We start from the raw sequence: 19,234 nt of genomic DNA on the forward strand, positions 1-19,234 counted from the left end.
GTCAAAAAGCCCCGCAAACACAGAGGCCGGCGCCCAAAGGCGCCGGCCTCTTCACTTACCGGTTACAAGCTGGGGAACGCAAACTGCGAAGCCTCATGGCTGGCACGCTGCGGCCAACGCTGGGTAATCGCTTTGCGACGGGTATAGAAACGCACGCCGTCCGGGCCGTAGGCGTGCAGGTCACCGAACAGCGAACGCTTCCAACCGCCAAAGCTGTGATAGGCCACAGGCACAGGCAATGGAACGTTGACGCCCACCATGCCGACTTCGATCTCATCGCAGAACAACCGCGCCGCCTCGCCATCGCGCGTAAAGATGCAGGTGCCGTTGCCATACTCATGATCGTTGATCAACTGCATCGCCTCTTCCAGGCTGTTGACCCGGACGATGCACAGCACCGGCCCAAAGATCTCTTCCTTATAGATGCGCATCTCGGGGGTCACACGATCGAACAGGCAGCCACCGAGGAAGAAGCCCTCCTCATGACCCGTCACACTCAAGCCGCGACCATCGACAATCAGCGAGGCACCCGCCGCCACACCCTCTTCTATATAACCACTGACCTTGTCCCGGTGCTGCCCCGTCACCAACGGCCCCATGTCCAGCCCACAGGATGTACCGGCGCCAATCTTCAGCGCCTTGATCTGCGGCACCAGCTTGGACACCAGCGCATCCGCCACCTGGTCGCCGACACACACCGCCACCGAAATCGCCATGCAGCGTTCACCGCACGAACCGTACGCCGCGCCCATCAGTGCGCTGACGGCATTGTCCAGGTCGGCATCCGGCATCAGCACCGCATGGTTCTTCGCCCCGCCCAGTGCCTGGACGCGTTTGCCACGTCGAGTGCCCTCGGCATAGATGTACTCGGCAATCGGTGTCGAACCGACAAAACTCAATGCCTTCACTTCCGGCGCTTCGATCAGTGCATCCACGGCGGCCTTGTCGCCATGCACAACGCTCAACACACCTTTGGGCAAACCGGCTTCCAACAGCAACTGGGCGATCAGCAATGTCGAACTTGGGTCGCGCTCGGATGGTTTGAGGATGAAGCAGTTACCGCAAACGATCGCCAGCGGATACATCCACAGCGGCACCATCGCCGGAAAGTTGAACGGCGTGATGCCCGCCACCACGCCCAGAGGCTGAAAGTCTGACCAGGCGTCGATGTTCGGTCCTACGTTACGGCTGTATTCGCCCTTCAGGATTTCCGGCGCTGCGCAGGCGAATTCGACGTTCTCGATGCCACGCTTGAGCTCACCGGCCGCGTCTTCCAGTGTCTTGCCGTGTTCTTCACTGATCAACTGGGCGATACGTGACTCGTTTTGCTCCAGCAATTGCTTGAAACGAAACATCACCTGCGCACGCTTGGCCGCAGGTGTATTGCGCCAGGCCGGGAAAGCCGCCTTCGCGGCGTCGATGGCCTGCTGGATGGTCGCGCGATCAGCCAACGGCACTTTATGAATGGCCTGGCCAGTGGACGGGTTGAACACATCGGCGGTGCGAGCGCTGTCGCTCAGCAATTCGCCATTGATCAAATGCGGGATGAGGCTCATGGGGACTCCAGAATTATCCACAGGCGCCCGTGAACGGACGCCTGTTATTGAAAGCTATATGGAAGAACGGATCAGTCGAGCTTGTTCAGCACTTCACCGACCGCGTCGAACAGGCGATCCAGGTCCTGCGGCTTGCTGTTGAACGTCGGCCCGAACTGCAGGGTGTCGCCGCCGAACCGCACATAGAACCCGGCTTTCCACAACGCCATGCCGGCCTCGAATGGACGCACGATGGCATCGCCGTCGCGCCCGGCGATCTGGATCGCGCCGGCCAGGCCATAGTTACGAATGTCGATGACGTTCTTCGCGCCCTTCAAGCCGTGCAACGCATTCTCGAAATGCGGGGCAATTTCGGCCACGCTCTGTACCAGGTTTTCCTTCTGCAGCAGGTCCAGCGCCGCCAGGCCCGCCGCGCAGGCCACCGGGTGAGCCGAGTAGGTGTAGCCGTGGGGAAACTCCACCGCGTACTCAGGCGTCGGCTGGTTCATGAACGTCTGGTAGATCTCGGAGCTGGCAATCACTGCGCCCATGGGGATCGCGCCATTGGTGACTTGCTTGGCGATGCACATCAGGTCCGGGGTCACACCAAAGCTGTCGGCACCGAACATCGAACCGGTGCGGCCGAAACCAGTGATCACTTCGTCGAACACCAGCAGGATGCTGTGCTGGTCGCAGATTTCCCGCAGACGCTTGAGATAACCCTCTGGCGGAACCAGCACGCCAGCCGAGCCGGCCATCGGTTCGACGAACACCGCCGCGATGTTGGAAGCATCGTGCAGCTCGATCAGCTTCAACAGCTCATCGGCCAAGGCGATGCCGCCCTCTTTTGGCATGCCACGGGAATAGGCATTGCTGGCCAGCAAGGTGTGCGGCAAGTGGTCGACGTCCATCATGGCTTGGCCGAACAGTTTGCGGTTGCCGTTGACACCGCCGAGGCTGGTGCCCGCGATGTTCACGCCGTGATAGCCACGAGCACGACCAATCATCTTGGTCTTGGTCGCCTGCCCCTTGAGACGCCAGTAGGCGCGGACCATCTTCACCGCCGTATCGGCGCACTCGGAGCCGGAGTCGGTAAAGAACACATGATTGAGATTGCCCGGGGTCAGGCTGGTGATTTTTTCCGCCAGTTGGAACGACAGCGGATGGCCGTACTGGAACCCCGGCGAGTAATCGAGGGTGCCCAGCTGCTTGGCGACCGCTTCCTGGATTTCCTTGCGGGTGTGCCCGGCGCCGCATGTCCACAGGCCCGACAACGAGTCGTACACCTTGCGCCCCTTGTCATCCACTAGCCAACTGCCTTCGGCAGCGACGATCAGGCGCGGATCGCGCTGGAAATGGCGGTTGGCGGTGTAGGGCATCCAGTGGGCATCCAGCTTGAGCTGGCTGGCCAGGGAACCGGCAGCGTGTTCGGGCATGTTCATCGACAAAACCTCGCAGGTCATAAGCGACAGGGGATCGAAAGCGTTCTTGCAGCTAAGTTGCCACGACGATAAAGTCGGTGAAATCCAACTTTTGTAACCTTCAGTCGGCGGATCACTAAACTATGAGCGCTCGTCGTCCCGATCCACTGGCCCAGGTCAGCGACTTTGATATTCGCCTGCTGCGCATTTTCCGCAGCGTGGTGGAATGTGGTGGTTTCTCCGCAGCGGAGACCGTGCTTGGCATCGGCCGGTCGGCCATCAGCCAGCAGATGAGCGACCTCGAACAACGTCTCGGCCTGCGCCTGTGCCAACGCGGGCGCGCGGGTTTTTCCCTGACCGAGGAAGGTCGTGAGGTGTATCAATCGGCGTTGCAGCTATTGAGCGCACTGGAAAGCTTTCGCACCGAGGTTAACGGCTTGCACCAGCATCTGCGCGGCGAACTGACCATCGGCCTGACCGACAACCTGGTCACCCTGCCCCACATGCGCATCACCCACGCTTTGGCACAGTTGAAGGAACGCGGGCCCGACGTGCAGATCCAGATTCGCATGATCGCCCCCAACGAAGTCGAGCAAGGCGTGCTCGACGGGCGTTTGCATGTCGGCGTAGTTCCCCAGGCCAGTGCCCTGTCCGGGCTGGAATATCAACCGCTGTACAGTGAACGATCGCTGCTGTACTGCGCGGTCGGGCATCCGCTGTTTTATGTCGATGACCAGCAACTTGAGGACGCTCGCCTCAACAGCCAGGACGCCATCGCGCCGACCTTCCGCCTGCCAGCCGAAATACAGGCCCATTACCAGGCGCTCAATTGCACCGCGAGCGCATCGGACCGCGAAGGCATGGCGTTCCTGATCCTCACCGGACGCTACATCGGTTACTTGCCCGATCACTACGCCAGCCTCTGGGTCCAGCAAGGTCGGCTGCGGGCCTTGAAGCCCTCGGCACGTTTCTATGACCTGAGCCTGGCGTCGGTCACCCGCAAGGGGCGTCGGCCTCATCTGGTGCTGGAGAGTTTTCTCGAAAGCCTGGCGGCCACCCGTTAACCCTTTTGCTCTTTGTGGGAGCGAGCTTGCTCGCAATAGCGGTTATTCAGTCAATAAAGATGTGACGGATCCACTGCTATCGCGAGCAAGCTCCCACAGGTGTTTAGTCGGGCTTTTAGTGTGATGGCACTTGTCGGATTGATGCCGGTGCGCTATCAACGCATTTGCTTGCCCACAGACCCTGCTCGGAAACGCTCATGACCTTTGAAGTCCCTGCCCACGGTGGCAAGCCCACCAGTCGCATTCGTCAAAAGAACGAAGAGACGATCCTCAAGGCTGCCGAAGATGAATTCGCCCGTCACGGGTTCAAAGGCACCAGCATGAATGCCATCGCCCTGAAGGCCGGGCTGCCCAAGGCGAACCTGCATTATTACTTCACCAATAAACTCGGCTTGTACGTGGCGGTGCTGAGCAACATCATCGAATTGTGGGACAGTACCTTCAACACCCTCACCGCCGAGGATGATCCGGCCGAAGCCTTGACCCGCTATATCCGCGCCAAGATGGAGTTCTCTCGTCGCCAACCCCAGGCGTCGCGGTTGTTTGCCATGGAAGTGATCAGCGGTGGCGAATGCCTGAGCGAGTATTTCAACCAGGATTATCGCACCTGGTTCAATGGTCGGGCGGCCGTATTCCAAGCCTGGATCGATGCCGGCAAGATGGACCCGATCGACCCGGTTCACCTCATTTTCCTGTTGTGGGGCAGTACCCAGCATTACGCTGACTTCGCCACCCAGATCTGTCGCGTGACCGGTCGCAGCAAGTTGACCAAGCAGGACATGGTCGAGGCTGGCGATAACCTGATCCGCATCATTCTCAAGGGCTGCGGCCTGACACCTGCCCTCTAAGATCGCCATGCCCTTTACCCTTGCCGGCTTTTGCGAATACCGCGAAGAAATTCGCAAAAGCCGCTTCATCACGTTCGCCGCGCCCATCAGCAGCCCCGCCGACGCCCAGGCCTTTATCGACCAGCACAGCGACCTGAATGCCTCGCACAATTGCTGGGCCTGGAAACTCGGCGACCAATACCGCAGCAACGACGATGGCGAGCCGGGAGGCACCGCCGGGCGGCCGATCCTGGCCGCGATCGAAGCACAAGCCTGCGATCAGGTCGCGGTGCTGGTGATCCGCTGGTACGGCGGGATTCAACTGGGCACAGGCGGGCTGGCCCGGGCTTATGGCGGCGGCGCGAACAAATGCCTGCAAAACGCCGAGAAAATCGAATTGATCAGTCGCGTGGCGTTGCGCTGTTCCTGCGGATTCGCCGAACTGGCTCTGGTGAAACTGCGCGTTGCCGAATGCGGCGGGTTGGTCAATGAAGAACGCTTTACGGCCAATGGCGTCGACCTTCAACTGGCCGTGGGTGAAGCGCAGATCGAAACATTGCAGACGCACCTGGCCGACCTGAGCCGTGGCCGGATTCTGCTGGCACGTTGAGATCAAATCTGCGACCTTTCAGGGCGCCCGCAATCGTTCAACTTGCCCACATCCACTGTGGGCCCGACTGTGGATAACCTGAGCAAATCCCTCTGTAACCCTTCTGTCATGCGGGTTTCAGAGAGTTGCTCATTTTTCAGCCAAAGTCCCGTCTAACCGACAAATCCATCCATAAAACAAACGCTTGCGGCGGTTTATCACCTTTAGAAGAAAGCCCCGCAGTGCTTATGCCCGAGTTTCCGGCTTGCACACAATAACTGTGGAGCAACCTGTGGATAACCCGTTCATGGCTCCTGCTACCCCAAGAAGGGCATGGCTCTCAGCCGCTTGCTCAATTTTTAACCACCCATTTCAGGGCAAACCGATGCCTGCGCAAAACTTGCGCGCTCCAAGCCGGTGCAGAATTTTCCTATGGCAGATGCCCAGGCTACCTGCAAAGAGCCTTGGCGGCGCGGGTCGAGGCCATTTCCTGACCTGATGGCCAGGAAATTGCTTTATCCACAGGCATTCCTGTCCATCGGCCCGAGCCTGTCATGTCCAACCCCGACTCCATCGCGCGCCTGCAATTGCGCAACATCAGCAAACGCTACCCCGGTTGCCTGGCCAACGACGCCATCGACCTGAGCATCCAACCCGGGGAGATCCACGCCCTGCTCGGGGAAAACGGTGCGGGTAAAAGCACCCTGATGAAGATTATCTACGGTGTCACCCCTGCCGATTCGGGCGAGGTGATCTGGCAAGGCCAGCGCGTCAACCTGCGCAACCCGGCCCAGGCCCGCAGCCTGGGAATCGGCATGGTGTTCCAGCATTTCTCGCTGTTCGAAACCCTCACCGTTGCGCAAAACATTGCCCTGGCAATGGGCGCGGCAGCCGGTACGCCGGCGCAGCTGGAACCCCGGATCCGCGAGGTTTCCCGGCGCTACGGCATGGCGCTGGAGCCGCAGCGGCTGGTCCACAGCCTGTCGATTGGCGAGCGGCAACGGGTGGAAATCATTCGCTGCCTGATGCAGGACATTCGCCTGTTGATTCTCGACGAACCGACCTCGGTGCTCACGCCCGTTGAAGCCGAAGAGCTGTTCGTGACCCTGCGCCGCCTGGCGAGCGAGGGCTGCAGCATCTTGTTTATCAGCCACAAGCTTGGGGAAGTGCGAGCGTTGTGCCACAGCGCCACGGTGCTGCGCGGCGGACGGGTGTCGGGGCATTGCACCCCGGCGCATTGCACGGACCGGGAGTTGGCGCAACTGATGGTCGGCGAAGCGGCCGGGCTGATCACGGATTATCCCAAGGTCAGCGCCGACAAAGCCTTCCTGCAGATCGACAAGCTGTCCTGGCACAACCCGGACCCGTTCGGCTGCTCGTTGCGGGAGATCGACCTAGAGGTGCGCAGCGGCGAAATCGTCGGCATCGCCGGGGTGGCGGGCAATGGTCAGGACGAATGGCTGGCGTTGCTCAGCGGAGAGACTCCGCTTGCCCGTCAGCAAGGCGAAACGATCCGATTCGACGGGCAACCCGTGGCTCATCTACGCCCCGACGCCCGTCGCCGGCTCGGGCTGGCATTTGTCCCCGCCGAGCGCCTGGGCCATGGCGCCGTGCCGCAATTGAGCCTGGCGGATAACGCCTTGCTCAGCGCTTTCCAACAGGGCCTGGTCAACCACGGACTGATTCGCCGCAGCAAGGTCGAACACCTGGCCGAGGAGATCATCCGTCGCTTTGGCGTGAAGACACGCGACACCAAAACCCCGGCGCGCAGCCTTTCGGGGGGCAACCTGCAGAAATTCATTCTCGGTCGGGAAATCCTGCAACAGCCGAAGCTGCTGGTGGCCGCTCACCCGACCTGGGGCGTGGACGTCGGCGCGGCGGCGACCATCCATCGCGCCCTGATCGCCCTGCGCGATGCGGGCGCGGCGATTCTGGTGATCTCCGAAGACCTCGACGAACTGTTCCAGATCAGCGATCGCCTCGGCGCCTTGTGCGGCGGGCGTCTGTCGGCCTTGAGACCCACCGTCGAAACCCGTCTCAGTGACGTCGGCGGCTGGATGGCCGGCCAGTTCGACGCCCCTCAATCCCCTGCCCCCGCACCGGTTTAAACGGAGTTCTACATGCTGCTCTCTCTCGAACCTCGCGGCCAACAATCGCGCCTGATGCTCTGGTGCTCGCCGCTACTGGCCGCCGTGTTGACCCTGGCCTGTGGCTCGCTGCTGTTTATCGCCCTGGGGCATGACCCGCTGCAAACGCTGTACACCCTGTTGATCGCCCCGATCAGCGATCTGTACGGCGTGTCCGAGTGGCTGGTCAAGACCTTGCCGATCCTGCTGTGCGCCCTCGGCCTGGCAGTGGCCTATCAGGCGCGAATCTGGAACATCGGCGCTGAAGGCCAGCTGTTGCTGGGCGCCTTGGCCGGCAGTGCCTTGGCGGTGAACATCATCGACGTGCAAAGCCGCTGGGCACTGGTGCTGATCCTGCTGACCGGCACCCTGGCCGGTGCGGCCTGGGCCGGGCTCACAGCGTGGCTGCGCACGCGCTTCAATGCCAACGAAATCCTCACCAGCATCATGCTCAATTACATCGCCCTGAACCTGCTGTTGTTTTGCGTTCACGGACCGTTGAAAGACCCAGCGGGTTTCAATTTCCCGGAGTCGGCGATGTTCGGCGAGGCCAGTCGCCTGCCGTTGCTGCTGGAAGATGGTCGGGTCCATGCCGGGCTATATTTCGCCCTGCTGGCGCTGGTGGCGGTGTGGGTGTTGCTGCAGAAAAGCTTCGTCGGCTTTCAAATCAAGGTGCTGGGCCTCGATGCCCGCGCCGCCGGTTTCGCCGGTTTTCGCCAGAAGCCGCTGGTGTGGCTGGCGCTGTTGATCAGCGGGGCGCTGGCCGGGCTGGCCGGCGTCTGCGAAGTGACCGGGCCGATCGGCCAACTGGTGCCGCAGGTGTCGCCGGGCTACGGCTATGCGGCAATTACCGTGGCGTTCCTGGGACGGCTCAATCCCATCGGCATTCTGTTTTCCAGCCTGTTGATGGCGTTGCTGTATATCGGCGGCGAGAGCGCGCAGATGTCGCTGAACCTTCCCCAGGCAATCACCCAACTGTTCCAGGGAATGATGCTGTTTTTCCTGTTGGCCTGCGACGTGCTGATCCTGTACCGGCCACGCCTCAACCTGCGCTGGGCCCGGCGCACCCGAACCACCGCCGTACAGGCAGGAGCGCTGTGATGGATATCGACCTGTTGAGCAATATTTTCTACGCCATGGTGCGCTGCGGTACGCCGTTACTGCTGGTGGCCTTGGGTGAATTGGTCTGCGAAAAAAGCGGCGTCCTCAACCTGGGCCAGGAAGGCATGATGCTGTTCGGTGCGGTGATCGGTTTTATCGTCGCCTTCAACAGCGGCAACCTCTGGCTCGGCGTGCTGCTGGCGATGGCTGCCGGCATGCTGTTGTCGGCGCTGTTCGCGTTGGTGGCGCTGGTATTCAACGCCAATCAGGTCGCCACCGGGTTGGCCCTGACGATTTTCGGCGTGGGCCTGTCGAGCTTTGTCGGGGCGGCCTGGGTCGGCAAGCCGCTGGCGGGGTTCGAGCCGCTGGCGATTCCCTACTTAAGTGACATTCCCTTGATCGGGCGGATGTTGTTTGCCCAGGATCTGCTGGTTTACCTGTCCTTCGCCCTGTTTGCCCTGGTGGCGTGGATGATTGTGAAAAGTCGCGTCGGGTTGATCATCCAGGCCGTCGGGGAAAACCCCGATGCCGCCAGCGCCATGGGCCTGCCGGTGTTAAGGGTGCGGACCCTGGCGGTGCTGTTCGGCGGCGCCATGGCCGGGTTGGCCGGCGCCTATCTGTCGTTGGCCTACACGCCGATGTGGGCCGAGAACATGAGCGCCGGCCGTGGCTGGATCGCCCTGGCGCTGGTGGTGTTCGCCAGTTGGCGGGTGTGGCGCCTGCTGCTGGGCGCCTACCTGTTCGGCCTCGCCAGCATCCTGCACCTGGTGGCCCAGGGCTTGGGGCTGGCGATTCCATCGAGCTTGCTGGCGATGTTGCCGTATGCCGCGACCATTGTGGTGCTGGTGCTGCTGTCCCGGGACGCCGTGCGCACCCGACTGTATGCGCCGGTGTCCTTGGGGCAACCTTGGCAGTCGGGGCATTGAAGTACACCTGTGGCGAGGGAGCTTGCTCCCGCTGGGGCGCGCAGCGTCCCTCTTAGGAAGGCGACTGCTGCGCAGTCGAACGGGAGCAAGCTCCCTCGCCACGGACGGGCAGTGTCTGCACGACGCCCCACACCACCTCGAAAAACAGGAAAACCCACAACACCGCGCTGGCCCCATGAAGCAGCGCATACAGCATCCAGGCGGCAAACAGAAACCGCCCCGTCGCGTCATAACGCCCATACAGCGGCTGCGGATCCCGAATCCGCAGCACCGCCCACACGCAGACAATCGAGCCCAGCAGATTCACCATCAGCACATGCGCCGGCGCAAACGGCGGCAGTTCTCCAGGCAGGTCGAATAGCTGAGCCAAGCTCATCAACACACCATGCAGCGCCGCAAAGCTCCACGGCGTGACCAGCGCGGCCGACACGATCAGGTCGTACCAGGCACTGCCGAGCACCACCCGGCGATATTGCATCGAAGTCCACATACACTTTGCTCCAGATAATTGGGGAGCGAAAAGGCTAAAGCCTGGGGTATGCTCCAAGGTCAAGCCCCTTCCGGAGTCATCCATGCGTATCGGTGAATTAGCCCAAGCCTGCGATGTCAGTCGAGACACCCTGCGCTTCTACGAGCAGCGGGGCCTGATCGCCGCTGCGCGCAGTGCCAATGGCTATCGCGACTACCCCGCCGACGTGGTCCAACTGGTGCTCTATATCAAGACCGCCCAGCGCCTGGGCTTTACCCTGGGCGAGATCGGCGCCAGCGTCGCCGCCCTGTGGAACGCCCCCGACCCGGACTGCGCCGTGACGCAATTGCTGCAAGACAAACTGAACCTGATCGAAACCCGTATGACCGAACTCGACGCGTTGCGTCACGAGCTGAAACAACGGCTCGGGCAACGCTGTCCATTAAATCCATGACCTTTTTCTTTCAAGGATGCCTCTCATGAATTCGGCAAGAAACGCATTGATCATCGGCGCCTCCCGGGGCCTGGGCCTTGGTCTGGTGAAGACCCTGCTCAGCGATGGCTGGAACGTGACCGCTACCGTGCGCAACCCGCAGAACGCAGAGGCTTTGAGGGCGCTGGGCCCGGTGCGGATCGAAAGACTCGACATGGACGACCAGCAAGCGGTCATCGCCCTGAGTCAACAACTCAAGGGCGAAACCTTCGACCTGCTGTTCGTCAACGCCGGCGTCAAGGGTCCGGACAACCAGAGCCCAGGTGGCGCGACGCTGGCCGAAGTCGGCCAGTTGTTCTTCACCAATGCCGTGGCCCCGATCAACCTGGCTCAACGCTTTGTCGGCCAGATCCGCGACGGCAGCGGCGTGCTGGCGTTCATGAGCTCGGTGCTGGGCAGCGTGACCATGCCCGACGCCCCGGAACTGGCGCTGTACAAGGCCAGCAAGGCGGCGCTCAATTCGATGACCAACAGTTTTGTCAGCCAACTGGGCGAGCAGGCATTGACCGTGCTGTCGCTGCACCCGGGCTGGGTCAAGACCGACATGGGCGGTGAAGGCGCGGACATCGATGTCGAGACCAGCACCCGCGGGTTGATCGACCAAGTGAATGCCTTCGTCGGCAAGGGCGGGCATCACTTCGTCAACTACAGGGGCGAAACGATTCCCTGGTAACCCCATCTTTCCTCTGTGGGAGCGAGCTTGCTCGCGATGGCGGCCTTACATCCAAGATTGATGTCGCTGATCTACCGCTATCGCGAGCAAGCTCGCTCCCACAGGGGTCTCGACCTGACACTGGATCTGCGCCCGGCAACCTGAGTAAACTCCGCACCTCGCCCTGTCCAACGGGCGACCCTGGATCAGCAGACAGGGCATCACTGAGCTGGCTAACCTGAACCCACTTTCAGAGGAGCCGGCCACCATGCCTGCGACCCGTACCTGGTTAAAAAATCCCCTCGCCATTTTCACCGCCAACGACCTCGATGCCCGTGGCGGCCTCGTCCTGCAGGACGGTGTGTTCGTCGAACTGCTGAGCGCCGGCCAACAACCCACCCAGCCCTGTGACGACATCTTCGATGCGCGCGAGCATGTGATCCTGCCGGGGTTGATCAACACCCACCATCACTTCTACCAAACCCTGACCCGCGCCTGGGCGCCGGTGGTGAACCAGCCGTTGTTTCCCTGGCTCAAGACCCTCTACCCGGTGTGGGCGCGGCTGACCCCGGAAAAACTTGCCCTGGCCAGCAAAGTGGCCTTGGCCGAGTTGCTGCTGTCAGGCTGCACCACGGCAGCCGACCACCACTACCTGTTCCCCGACGGCCTGGAAAATGCCATCGATGTGCAGGTGCAGAGTGTTCGTGAACTGGGCATGCGCGCGATGCTGACCCGCGGTTCCATGAGCCTGGGCGAGGCCGACGGTGGCTTGCCGCCGCAGCAGACCGTGCAGCAGGGCCAGGTGATTCTCGACGACAGCCAGCGCTTGATCAGCCAGTACCATGAGCGCGGTGACGGCGCCCGGATCCAGATTGCCCTGGCGCCCTGCTCACCGTTTTCGGTCACCCCCGAGATCATGCAGGCCAGCGCCGAGCTGGCGGAGCAACTCGACGTGCGCCTGCACACGCACCTGGCCGAGACCCTCGATGAAGAGGACTTTTGCCTGCAACGCTTCGGCCTGCGCACCGTGGATTACCTGGACAGCGTCGGCTGGCTCGGACCGCGCACCTGGCTGGCCCATGGGATTCATTTCAACCCGGATGAAATCGTCCGCCTCGGCACCGCCGGCACCGGCATCTGTCACTGCCCAAGTTCGAACATGCGCCTGGCCTCGGGCATTTGCCCGACCCTGGACCTGACCGCCGCCGGCGCTCCCGTGGGCCTGGGGGTAGACGGTTCGGCATCCAACGATGCCTCGAACATGATCCTCGAAACCCGCCAGGCGCTGTACATCCAGCGCCTGCGCTATGGCGCGCAAGCGATCACGCCGGAACGCGTACTGGGCTGGGCAACCCGGGGCTCGGCGCAACTGCTCGGGCGCGGCGATATCGGTGAATTGGCGGTGGGCAAACAGGCCGACCTGGCGCTGTTCAAGCTTGATGAGCTGCGCTTTTCCGGCAGCCACGACCCGGTCTCGGCGCTGCTGCTGTGCGGTGCGGATCGGGCGGATCGGGTGATGATCGGCGGGCACTGGCGGGTGATCGATGGAGAGGTCGAAGGGTTGGACTTGAAGGCCCTGATTGCCGATCACAGCCAGGCGGCGCGGGAACTGATCGCCGGAGCCTGATCCAGCCAAAATCCCCGTTGGGAGCTAATACGGTTCATTTAAGAAAAATGATGGACCTGTGGCGAGGGAGCTTGCTCCCGCTCGGCTGCGAAGCAGTCGTAAACCGGTGTGTCCGATGCTCCGCATTTGGCAGGTTTTGGGGCCGCTCCGCGGCCCAGCGGGAGCAAGCTCCCTCGCCACGGGTTTGTCGATTGCCCCAAAGTGAACAGCAAGCCCGCTCCCACAGTTTGGCTTTGTGCAGAGCCTAGAGTCCCAGCAACGACAACATGATGAACGTCGCGAACAACACAAAATGGGTCATGCCTTCAATGGCATTGGTTTCGCCATCGTTGAGGTTGATGGCGCTGACGATCAGGGTGATGAAGATCATCACGGTCTGCACCGGCGTCATGGCCATTTGGAAAGGCTGGCCGGTATAAAGGGCCATGGCCTCCATCACGGGCACGGTGAGAATCACCGTGGACAGCGAAGCGCCCAGCGCGATATTCACCACCGACTGCATGCGATTGGCGAGGGCCGCGCGCAGGGCGGTGAGGATTTCCGGTGCGGCGGAGATGGCGGCCACCAGAATCGCCGTGACCACCGGCGGCGCACCCGAGCCTTCCAACCCCAGGTCGAGGGCCTTGGACATGACTTCGGCCAGGGCGCCGATAATCACCACGCCAACCACCAGCGCACCGATGGAAAGCGCCAGGCTGATGGGTTCCGGTTCGTTTTCCACCGGCTCTTTCTTGCGGCGTTTTTCCGGATAGCTGTAGCTGAAGAAGTAACTGTGAGGCCCGACCTGCATGCGCAGGAACAAAGTGTAGAGCACGATCATCGCGCCAATGGTAAAGGCCGAATACATTTTCCAGCTCTCGCGGGGAATGAACTCCGGCACCACCATCGATACCCCCATGGCGGTGAGAATCATCACGCTGTAGGTGCGCGCCGAATCGTCGTTGTAGGCCTGCTCGCCATGCTTGATCCCGCCCATCAGCGCCGCGAGCCCGAGGATGCCGTTGATGTCGAGCATCACCGCCGAGTAGATCGTGTCCCGCACCAGTGTCGATGACGCTTCGTTGCTCATCATGATCGCCAGGATCACCACCTCCACCAGCACCGCCGACAGCGTCAGGATCATCGTGCCGTAGGGATCACCGACCTTTTCCGCCAGCAGTTCGGCGTGATGGGCCACGCGCATCGAGGCGGCGACGATGAAGCCGATCAGCACCAGGCCGCTGATCAACGCGACCCGTTGCCCGTTGCCCAATAGCCAATGTTCCAGCGGATAGGCGATACACGCGGCGATCAGCGCCAGCAACAGCAGTTTTTCTTGCTTGAGCAAAGTGAGCATCGCAGGCCTGTCAGCGTGGGCGGGTCATGAATTACTGACTATAGGAGGCGGTGAACGTTTCGTTCGGTGTGATGCACCAGGGGGTGGCGAGTGGCGGGCGGCGCGCACCTTTATCGCCCGGACGATCTTACTGTGGCGAGGGAGCTTGCTCCCGCAGGGGCGCGCAGCGGCCCCCGGCTTTTACGGTCGCTGCGCGACCGAGCGGGAGCAAGCGCCCTCGCCACAATTGGACCGTGTCGATTAGTTGTCTTGTTGGTCAGCATTTTGCATTGGTGCCGTACAGCCAACCTCACAACAAAATGGAGTTCGAGTTCATGCACAAACGCCCCTTGAAGAAGTTGCTTTGCGCCGTTGTCGCCGCCGTCGGCCTGGGCGCCGGCCTGAATGCCAGTGCCGCCGACCCGCTGAAGGTCGGCTTCGTCTACATCGGTCCGATCGGCGATCACGGCTGGACCTATCAGCATGAACAAGGGCGCAAGGAGCTGGCGGCGAAATTCGGCGAGCAGATCACCACCAACTACGTGGAAAACGTGCCAGAGGGTGCCGATGCCGAGCGGGTGATCCGCAACATGGCCAAGGACAAATACGACCTGATCTTCACCACCTCCTTCGGCTACATGAACCCGACACTGAAAGTCGCCAAGCAGTTTCCCAAGGTGATCTTCGAACACGCCACCGGCTACAAGCAGGACAAGAACCTGGGCACGTACCTGGCTCGCACCTATGAGGGCCGCTACGTTGGTGGTTTTCTCGCGGCCAAGATGACCAAGACCAAGAAGATCGGCTACGTAGCGTCCTTCCCGATCCCGGAAGTCATCCGCGACATCAACGCCATCCAACTGGCCCTGAACAAGTACAACCCCGGCAGCGAGATCAAAGTGGTGTGGGTCAACTCCTGGTTCGACCCGGGCAAGGAAGCCGACGCCGCCAACGCGCTGATCGACCAGGGCGTGGACGTGGTGTTCCAGCACACCGACAGCCCGGCGCCGATCCAGGCTGCCGAGCGACGCGGCGTCTACGCGGTGGGCTACGCTTCGGACATGGCTCACTTCGGTCCCAAGGCGGTGCTGACCTCCATCGTCAATGACTGGGGCCCGCATTACATCCAGGCAACCCAAAGCGTGCTCGACCACAACTGGAAATCCCAGGACTACTGGGGCGGCCTGAAAGAAGGCACGGTGAAACTGCCGATCAGCGACCTGGTGCCGGCAGCGGTCAAGGGCGAAGCCGAACAGATCATCGCTGACATCGAGAGCGGGACCTTCCATCCGTTCACCGGCCCGATCAAGGACCAGGCCGGCGTCGAGAAAATCCCGGCGGGCGTGAGCGCCACCAACGCGGAACTGGCGTCGATGAATTATTACGTCGAAGGCATGAAGGCTGAGATTCCCAAATAGTCCCCAAAACCAACCCAAAACCTATTGTGGGAGAGAGCTTGCTCGCTCCCACATGGGGCTCCTATTCCAAGCCAGGAAAGCCGCATGAACAGCCTGCCCATCATCGACATCAGCCAGCTCTACGGCGACGAGCCCAGCGCCTGGCAAACCGTCGCCGAGCAGATCGACCACGCCTGCCGCCAATGGGGCTTTTTCTACATCAAGGGTCATCCCATCAGCCCGGCGCGTATCGCCGAGGTGCTGGACAACGCCCAACGCTTCTTCGCCCTGCCCGTCGAAGAAAAACTCAAGATCGACATCACCCAGACCCGCCACCACCGTGGCTACGGCGCCGTCGCCACCGAACAACTGGACCCGACCAAGCCCAGCGATCTGAAGGAAACCTTCGACATGGGCCTGCACTTGCCGGCCGATCATCCCGAAGTCCTCGCGGAAAAACCGCTGCGCGGCCCCAACCGACACCCAAGCCTGAGCGGCTGGGAAAGCTTGATGGAGCAGCATTACCGCGACATGCAGGCCCTTGCCCAAACGCTGCTGCGGGCCATGACCCTGGCCCTGGGTATCGAGCGGGACTTTTTCGACACGCGCTTCAACGACCCGGTCAGCGTGCTGCGCCTGATTCATTACCCACCACGCCAGACCGCCAGCAGCGCCGAGCAACAAGGTGCGGGCGCCCATACCGACTACGGTTGCATCACCCTGCTCTACCAGGATGCCGCCGGCGGCCTGCAAGTGCGCAACGTCAACGGCCAATGGATCGACGCGCCGCCCATCGACGGCACCTTCGTGGTCAACCTCGGCGACATGATGGCGCGCTGGAGCAACGACCGTTACCTGTCGACGCCGCATCGAGTGATCAGCCCGCTGGGGGTGGACCGGTACTCGATGCCGTTCTTTGCCGAGCCGCACCCCGACACGCTGATTCAATGTCTGCCCGGTTGCCAGGATGACGCCCACCCGCCAAAGTACCCAACGACGACCTGCGCCGAATTCCTGCTGTCGCGCTTCGCCGACACCTATGCTTACCGGCGGGAGCCGCAAGCGCTGTAGTGGATCAGCCGGTCAGGTTTTAGCCGACATTGCGACCAGCCCCTGTAGAATGCCCGCCATCGATTCGCTGATGAGAAAAGACCATGTACGACTGGCTGAACGCCCTGCCCAAGGCTGAACTGCACCTGCACCTGGAAGGCTCGCTGGAGCCCGAACTGCTGTTCGCCCTGGCCGAACGCAACAAGATCGCCCTGCCGTGGAGCGACGTCGATACCCTGCGCAAGGCCTATGCCTTCAACAACCTGCAGGAATTCCTCGATCTGTATTACCAGGGCGCCGATGTGCTGCGCACCTCCCAGGATTTCTATGACCTGACCTGGGCCTACCTGTTGCGTTGCAAGGCGCAGAACGTGATCCACACCGAACCGTTCTTCGACCCGCAGACCCACACCGACCGTGGTATCCCGTTCGAAGTGGTGCTCAACGGCATCGCCGCCGCCCTCAAGGACGGTGAGCAGCAACTGGGCATCACCAGCGGCCTGATCCTGAGTTTCCTGCGCCACCTGAGCGAAGAACAAGCCGAGAAGACCCTCGACCAGGCGCTGCCGTTCCGCGAGGCCTTCGTGGCCGTGGGCCTGGACAGCTCGGAAATGGGCCATCCACCGAGCAAGTTCCAGCGCGTATTCGACCGCGCACGCAACGAAGGCTTCCTGACTGTCGCCCACGCCGGCGAAGAAGGTCCGCCCGAGTACATCTGGGAAGCCCTGGACCTGCTGAAGATCCAGCGCATCGACCATGGCGTGCGAGCCATTGAAGACGAGCGACTGATGCAGCGGATCATCGACGAGCAGATTCCGCTGACCGTGTGCCCGCTGTCCAACACCAAGCTGTGCGTGTTCGACGACATGTCGCAGCACAACATCCTCGACATGCTCGAACGCGGTGTGAAGGTGACGGTGAACTCCGATGACCCGGCGTACTTCGGCGGCTACGTCACCGAGAACTTCCACGCGCTGTATACCCATCTGGGCATGACCCAGGACCAGGCCAAGCGCCTGGCGCAGAACAGCCTGGATGCGCGGCTGGTAAAACCTTAGCGTTGTGGAAATGAGCGGCCCCCACCACAGGGAACAAAGAACAACCTGTGGCGAGGGAGCTTGCTCCCGCTCGAGCGCGAAGCGGTCGCAACCGATGGGTTTCGTTCATGTGACGAGAGGACTGCTACGCAGCCCAGCGGGAGCAAGCTCCCTCGCCACGGGAATGCCTATCACCTTATCGCCTCGCTCAACTCCTCCAACGTCTTGCCCCGGGTCTCCATCCCGAACAACCAGACCACCCCCGCCGCCACGGCGAAGCACAACGCGCCCAGGGCGAACACGCCACCCTGGCCGGTGATGGGAAAGACCAGGCCGGTCACCAGCGGGCCGAGCAGCGAACCGATGCGTCCCACCGCCGAAGCAAAGCCTGAGCCCGTGGCCCGGGCCGAGGTGGGGTACAGCTCCGGCGTGTAGGTGTAGAGCACCGCCCACATGCCGAACAGGAAAAACTGCATCAGCAACCCGGTGCCGATCAACAGGCCGACGTTGCCGCCAAACACCGCGCTCTGCCCATACAGAAACGCCATCACCCCACCGCCCAACAGCGTGATGACGCACACCGGTTTGCGCCCCCAGCGCTCCACCAGCCAGGCCGCCATCAAGAAACCGGGAATCCCGCCCAGGGAAATCAGCACCGTGTAATACACCGACTGGGTCACCGCGAACCCCGACTGCTGCAACAACGCGCTGAGCCAGGACGTCAGGCCGTAGAAACCGAGCAAGGCAAAGAACCAGACGCTCCAGATCATCATCGTGCGCTGGCGATACAGCGGTGACCAGATCTGCGCCAGGGCCGAAAAGAAATTGCCTGGCGTGCTCTCAACCCTTGGCAAACGGATCGGCTCCGGCAGGTTCTGATACCCCAGCGAGGTCCGGACCTTGTCTTCGATTCGCTTGAGCACCGCGTCCGCTTCATCGCCCCGACCGGCTTGCTCCAGCCAGCGCGGCGACTCGGGAATGAAGAAACGAATCGCCAGGACAAACACCGCCGGCACCGCCAGCACCAGAAAGATGTCGCGCCAGCCGACCACCGGCAGCAGGAAATACGACAGCACCCCCGCCGCCACGAAACCCAGCGGCCAGAAGCCGTCCATCAAGGCGATGTAGCGGCCCCGACGCTTGGCCGGGATCAGCTCCGAAAGCATCGACTGGGCAATCGGAAATTCCATGCCCATGCCGATGCCCAGCAGGATGCGAAACAGCGTCAAGGTCTCGATGTCCTGGGCCGTGGAGCACAAGTAACTGGCAATGCCCCACAGCACGATGCTCCACTGGAACACCGGCTTGCGCCCGAAACGATCGGCCAGCATGCCCGACAGCGACGCCCCCACCACCATGCCGAAGAAGCTGGAGCTGGCAAGCAAACCGGCCTGGGCGGTACTCAGGCCGAACTCGGCTTTGATCGATCCCAACAGGAACGTCATCATCGCCAGGTCCATGGAGTCAAAGAAAAACGCCAAGGCGATGATGATGAAGATGACCCGGTGGTAACCGCTGATGGGCAACCGTTCCAATCGTTCCGCCGCACTGTAGCCGTGAGTGTCCATGCTGCCTCCCCCAATCCGATAATTCCCCGGACCGAGT

The 19,234-nt window shown here is 61.8% G+C and carries 17 protein-coding genes; 12 read left to right on the forward strand and 5 right to left on the reverse strand.

Going from position 1 to position 19,234, the window contains the following annotated elements; translation table 11 throughout:
• Positions 1 to 62 precede the first annotated feature (62 nt).
• Both TK06_RS17375 and TK06_RS17380 read right to left on the reverse strand, forming a co-directional pair.
• Positions 63 to 1,556, reverse strand: a complete 1,494-nt coding sequence (locus TK06_RS17375) for a CoA-acylating methylmalonate-semialdehyde dehydrogenase (protein WP_063323076.1) — start codon at positions 1,554 to 1,556, stop codon at positions 63 to 65.
• A gap of 71 nt (positions 1,557 to 1,627) precedes the next feature.
• Positions 1,628 to 2,977 carry an aspartate aminotransferase family protein gene (locus TK06_RS17380; protein WP_063325174.1) on the reverse strand — a complete coding sequence of 450 codons (1,350 nt, stop codon included), beginning with the start codon at positions 2,975 to 2,977 and terminating at the stop codon, positions 1,628 to 1,630.
• Between the two features lie 122 nt (positions 2,978 to 3,099).
• Between TK06_RS17380 and TK06_RS17385 the strand changes: the two genes are divergently transcribed.
• The 6 genes from TK06_RS17385 to TK06_RS17410 all read left to right on the forward strand — a co-directional run bounded on the left by TK06_RS17385 (position 3,100) and on the right by TK06_RS17410 (position 9,589).
• A complete protein-coding gene (locus tag TK06_RS17385; protein WP_003197516.1) occupies positions 3,100 to 4,020 on the forward strand; it encodes a LysR family transcriptional regulator in 921 nt (306 codons plus the stop codon).
• Between the two features lie 197 nt (positions 4,021 to 4,217).
• On the forward strand, positions 4,218 to 4,868 hold the full coding sequence (locus tag TK06_RS17390; protein WP_063323077.1) for a TetR/AcrR family transcriptional regulator: 651 nt from the start codon (positions 4,218 to 4,220) through the stop codon (positions 4,866 to 4,868).
• Between the two features lie 7 nt (positions 4,869 to 4,875).
• Positions 4,876 to 5,457: an IMPACT family protein gene (locus TK06_RS17395; protein WP_063323078.1), complete on the forward strand. Its 582-nt coding sequence runs from the start codon at positions 4,876 to 4,878 to the stop codon at positions 5,455 to 5,457.
• 533 nt (positions 5,458 to 5,990) lie between these two features.
• Positions 5,991 to 7,544 (forward strand): ABC transporter ATP-binding protein, encoded by a 1,554-nt coding sequence (locus tag TK06_RS17400; RefSeq protein ID WP_063323079.1) that lies wholly within the window; start codon positions 5,991 to 5,993, stop codon positions 7,542 to 7,544.
• 12 nt (positions 7,545 to 7,556) lie between these two features.
• Positions 7,557 to 8,663: an ABC transporter permease gene (locus TK06_RS17405; protein WP_063323080.1), complete on the forward strand. Its 1,107-nt coding sequence runs from the start codon at positions 7,557 to 7,559 to the stop codon at positions 8,661 to 8,663.
• On the forward strand, positions 8,663 to 9,589 hold the full coding sequence (locus TK06_RS17410; protein ID WP_063323081.1) for an ABC transporter permease: 927 nt from the start codon (positions 8,663 to 8,665) through the stop codon (positions 9,587 to 9,589). Before TK06_RS17405 ends, TK06_RS17410 begins: the two co-directional genes overlap by 1 nt.
• A 52-nt stretch (positions 9,590 to 9,641) precedes the next feature.
• Here TK06_RS17410 and TK06_RS17415 read toward each other — a convergent pair whose 3' ends face one another.
• Positions 9,642 to 10,079, reverse strand: coding sequence for a hypothetical protein (locus TK06_RS17415; protein ID WP_063323082.1), 438 nt, complete (start codon positions 10,077 to 10,079; stop codon positions 9,642 to 9,644).
• Between the two features lie 82 nt (positions 10,080 to 10,161).
• On the opposite strand from TK06_RS17415, the gene TK06_RS17420 reads away from it, so the two are divergent.
• From TK06_RS17420 to TK06_RS17430, 3 genes are all read left to right on the forward strand, one after another.
• Positions 10,162 to 10,512: a MerR family transcriptional regulator gene (locus TK06_RS17420; protein WP_063323083.1), complete on the forward strand. Its 351-nt coding sequence runs from the start codon at positions 10,162 to 10,164 to the stop codon at positions 10,510 to 10,512.
• 25 nt (positions 10,513 to 10,537) lie between these two features.
• Positions 10,538 to 11,224: an SDR family oxidoreductase gene (locus TK06_RS17425; protein WP_063323084.1), complete on the forward strand. Its 687-nt coding sequence runs from the start codon at positions 10,538 to 10,540 to the stop codon at positions 11,222 to 11,224.
• 247 nt (positions 11,225 to 11,471) lie between these two features.
• Positions 11,472 to 12,830, forward strand: coding sequence for an 8-oxoguanine deaminase (locus TK06_RS17430; protein WP_063323085.1), 1,359 nt, complete (start codon positions 11,472 to 11,474; stop codon positions 12,828 to 12,830).
• 244 nt (positions 12,831 to 13,074) lie between these two features.
• On the opposite strand, the gene TK06_RS17435 is transcribed toward TK06_RS17430, so the two are convergent.
• Positions 13,075 to 14,166 (reverse strand): calcium:proton antiporter, encoded by a 1,092-nt coding sequence (locus TK06_RS17435; protein ID WP_063323086.1) that lies wholly within the window; start codon positions 14,164 to 14,166, stop codon positions 13,075 to 13,077.
• A gap of 314 nt (positions 14,167 to 14,480) precedes the next feature.
• Between TK06_RS17435 and TK06_RS17440 the strand changes: the two genes are divergently transcribed.
• From TK06_RS17440 to TK06_RS17450, 3 genes are all read left to right on the forward strand, one after another.
• Complete coding sequence (locus tag TK06_RS17440) at positions 14,481 to 15,563, forward strand: BMP family ABC transporter substrate-binding protein (protein WP_063323087.1); 1,083 nt, start codon at positions 14,481 to 14,483, stop codon at positions 15,561 to 15,563.
• Between the two features lie 84 nt (positions 15,564 to 15,647).
• Positions 15,648 to 16,613, forward strand: a complete 966-nt coding sequence (locus tag TK06_RS17445) for a 2-oxoglutarate and iron-dependent oxygenase domain-containing protein (protein WP_063323088.1) — start codon at positions 15,648 to 15,650, stop codon at positions 16,611 to 16,613.
• 83 nt (positions 16,614 to 16,696) lie between these two features.
• Complete coding sequence (locus TK06_RS17450) at positions 16,697 to 17,650, forward strand: adenosine deaminase (RefSeq protein ID WP_003197486.1); 954 nt, start codon at positions 16,697 to 16,699, stop codon at positions 17,648 to 17,650.
• 170 nt (positions 17,651 to 17,820) lie between these two features.
• Here the strand turns inward: TK06_RS17450 and TK06_RS17455 are convergent, their stop codons facing one another.
• A complete protein-coding gene (locus tag TK06_RS17455; RefSeq protein ID WP_063323089.1) occupies positions 17,821 to 19,197 on the reverse strand; it encodes an MFS transporter in 1,377 nt (458 codons plus the stop codon).
• Between the last annotated feature and the right edge of the window lie 37 nt (positions 19,198 to 19,234).

Origin of the sequence: Pseudomonas fluorescens (genome assembly GCF_001623525.1) — a bacterium.
GTDB classification, from domain to species: domain Bacteria; phylum Pseudomonadota; class Gammaproteobacteria; order Pseudomonadales; family Pseudomonadaceae; genus Aquipseudomonas; species Aquipseudomonas fluorescens_Q.

What these genes read in the sequence shown, in the direction of transcription:
- TK06_RS17375 (WP_063323076.1), bottom strand. Translation starts at nt 1,556, where the DNA reads ATGAGCCTCATCCCGCATTTGATCAATGGCGAATTGCTGAGCGACAGC.
- TK06_RS17380 (WP_063325174.1), bottom strand. Translation starts at nt 2,977, where the DNA reads ATGAACATGCCCGAACACGCTGCCGGTTCCCTGGCCAGCCAGCTCAAG.
- TK06_RS17385 (WP_003197516.1), top strand. Translation starts at nt 3,100, where the DNA reads ATGAGCGCTCGTCGTCCCGATCCACTGGCCCAGGTCAGCGACTTTGAT.
- TK06_RS17390 (WP_063323077.1), top strand. Translation starts at nt 4,218, where the DNA reads ATGACCTTTGAAGTCCCTGCCCACGGTGGCAAGCCCACCAGTCGCATT.
- TK06_RS17395 (WP_063323078.1), top strand. Translation starts at nt 4,876, where the DNA reads ATGCCCTTTACCCTTGCCGGCTTTTGCGAATACCGCGAAGAAATTCGC.
- TK06_RS17400 (WP_063323079.1), top strand. Translation starts at nt 5,991, where the DNA reads ATGTCCAACCCCGACTCCATCGCGCGCCTGCAATTGCGCAACATCAGC.
- TK06_RS17405 (WP_063323080.1), top strand. Translation starts at nt 7,557, where the DNA reads ATGCTGCTCTCTCTCGAACCTCGCGGCCAACAATCGCGCCTGATGCTC.
- TK06_RS17410 (WP_063323081.1), top strand. Translation starts at nt 8,663, where the DNA reads ATGGATATCGACCTGTTGAGCAATATTTTCTACGCCATGGTGCGCTGC.
- TK06_RS17415 (WP_063323082.1), bottom strand. Translation starts at nt 10,079, where the DNA reads ATGTGGACTTCGATGCAATATCGCCGGGTGGTGCTCGGCAGTGCCTGG.
- TK06_RS17420 (WP_063323083.1), top strand. Translation starts at nt 10,162, where the DNA reads ATGCGTATCGGTGAATTAGCCCAAGCCTGCGATGTCAGTCGAGACACC.
- TK06_RS17425 (WP_063323084.1), top strand. Translation starts at nt 10,538, where the DNA reads ATGAATTCGGCAAGAAACGCATTGATCATCGGCGCCTCCCGGGGCCTG.
- TK06_RS17430 (WP_063323085.1), top strand. Translation starts at nt 11,472, where the DNA reads ATGCCTGCGACCCGTACCTGGTTAAAAAATCCCCTCGCCATTTTCACC.
- TK06_RS17435 (WP_063323086.1), bottom strand. Translation starts at nt 14,166, where the DNA reads ATGCTCACTTTGCTCAAGCAAGAAAAACTGCTGTTGCTGGCGCTGATC.
- TK06_RS17440 (WP_063323087.1), top strand. Translation starts at nt 14,481, where the DNA reads ATGCACAAACGCCCCTTGAAGAAGTTGCTTTGCGCCGTTGTCGCCGCC.
- TK06_RS17445 (WP_063323088.1), top strand. Translation starts at nt 15,648, where the DNA reads ATGAACAGCCTGCCCATCATCGACATCAGCCAGCTCTACGGCGACGAG.
- TK06_RS17450 (WP_003197486.1), top strand. Translation starts at nt 16,697, where the DNA reads ATGTACGACTGGCTGAACGCCCTGCCCAAGGCTGAACTGCACCTGCAC.
- TK06_RS17455 (WP_063323089.1), bottom strand. Translation starts at nt 19,197, where the DNA reads ATGGACACTCACGGCTACAGTGCGGCGGAACGATTGGAACGGTTGCCC.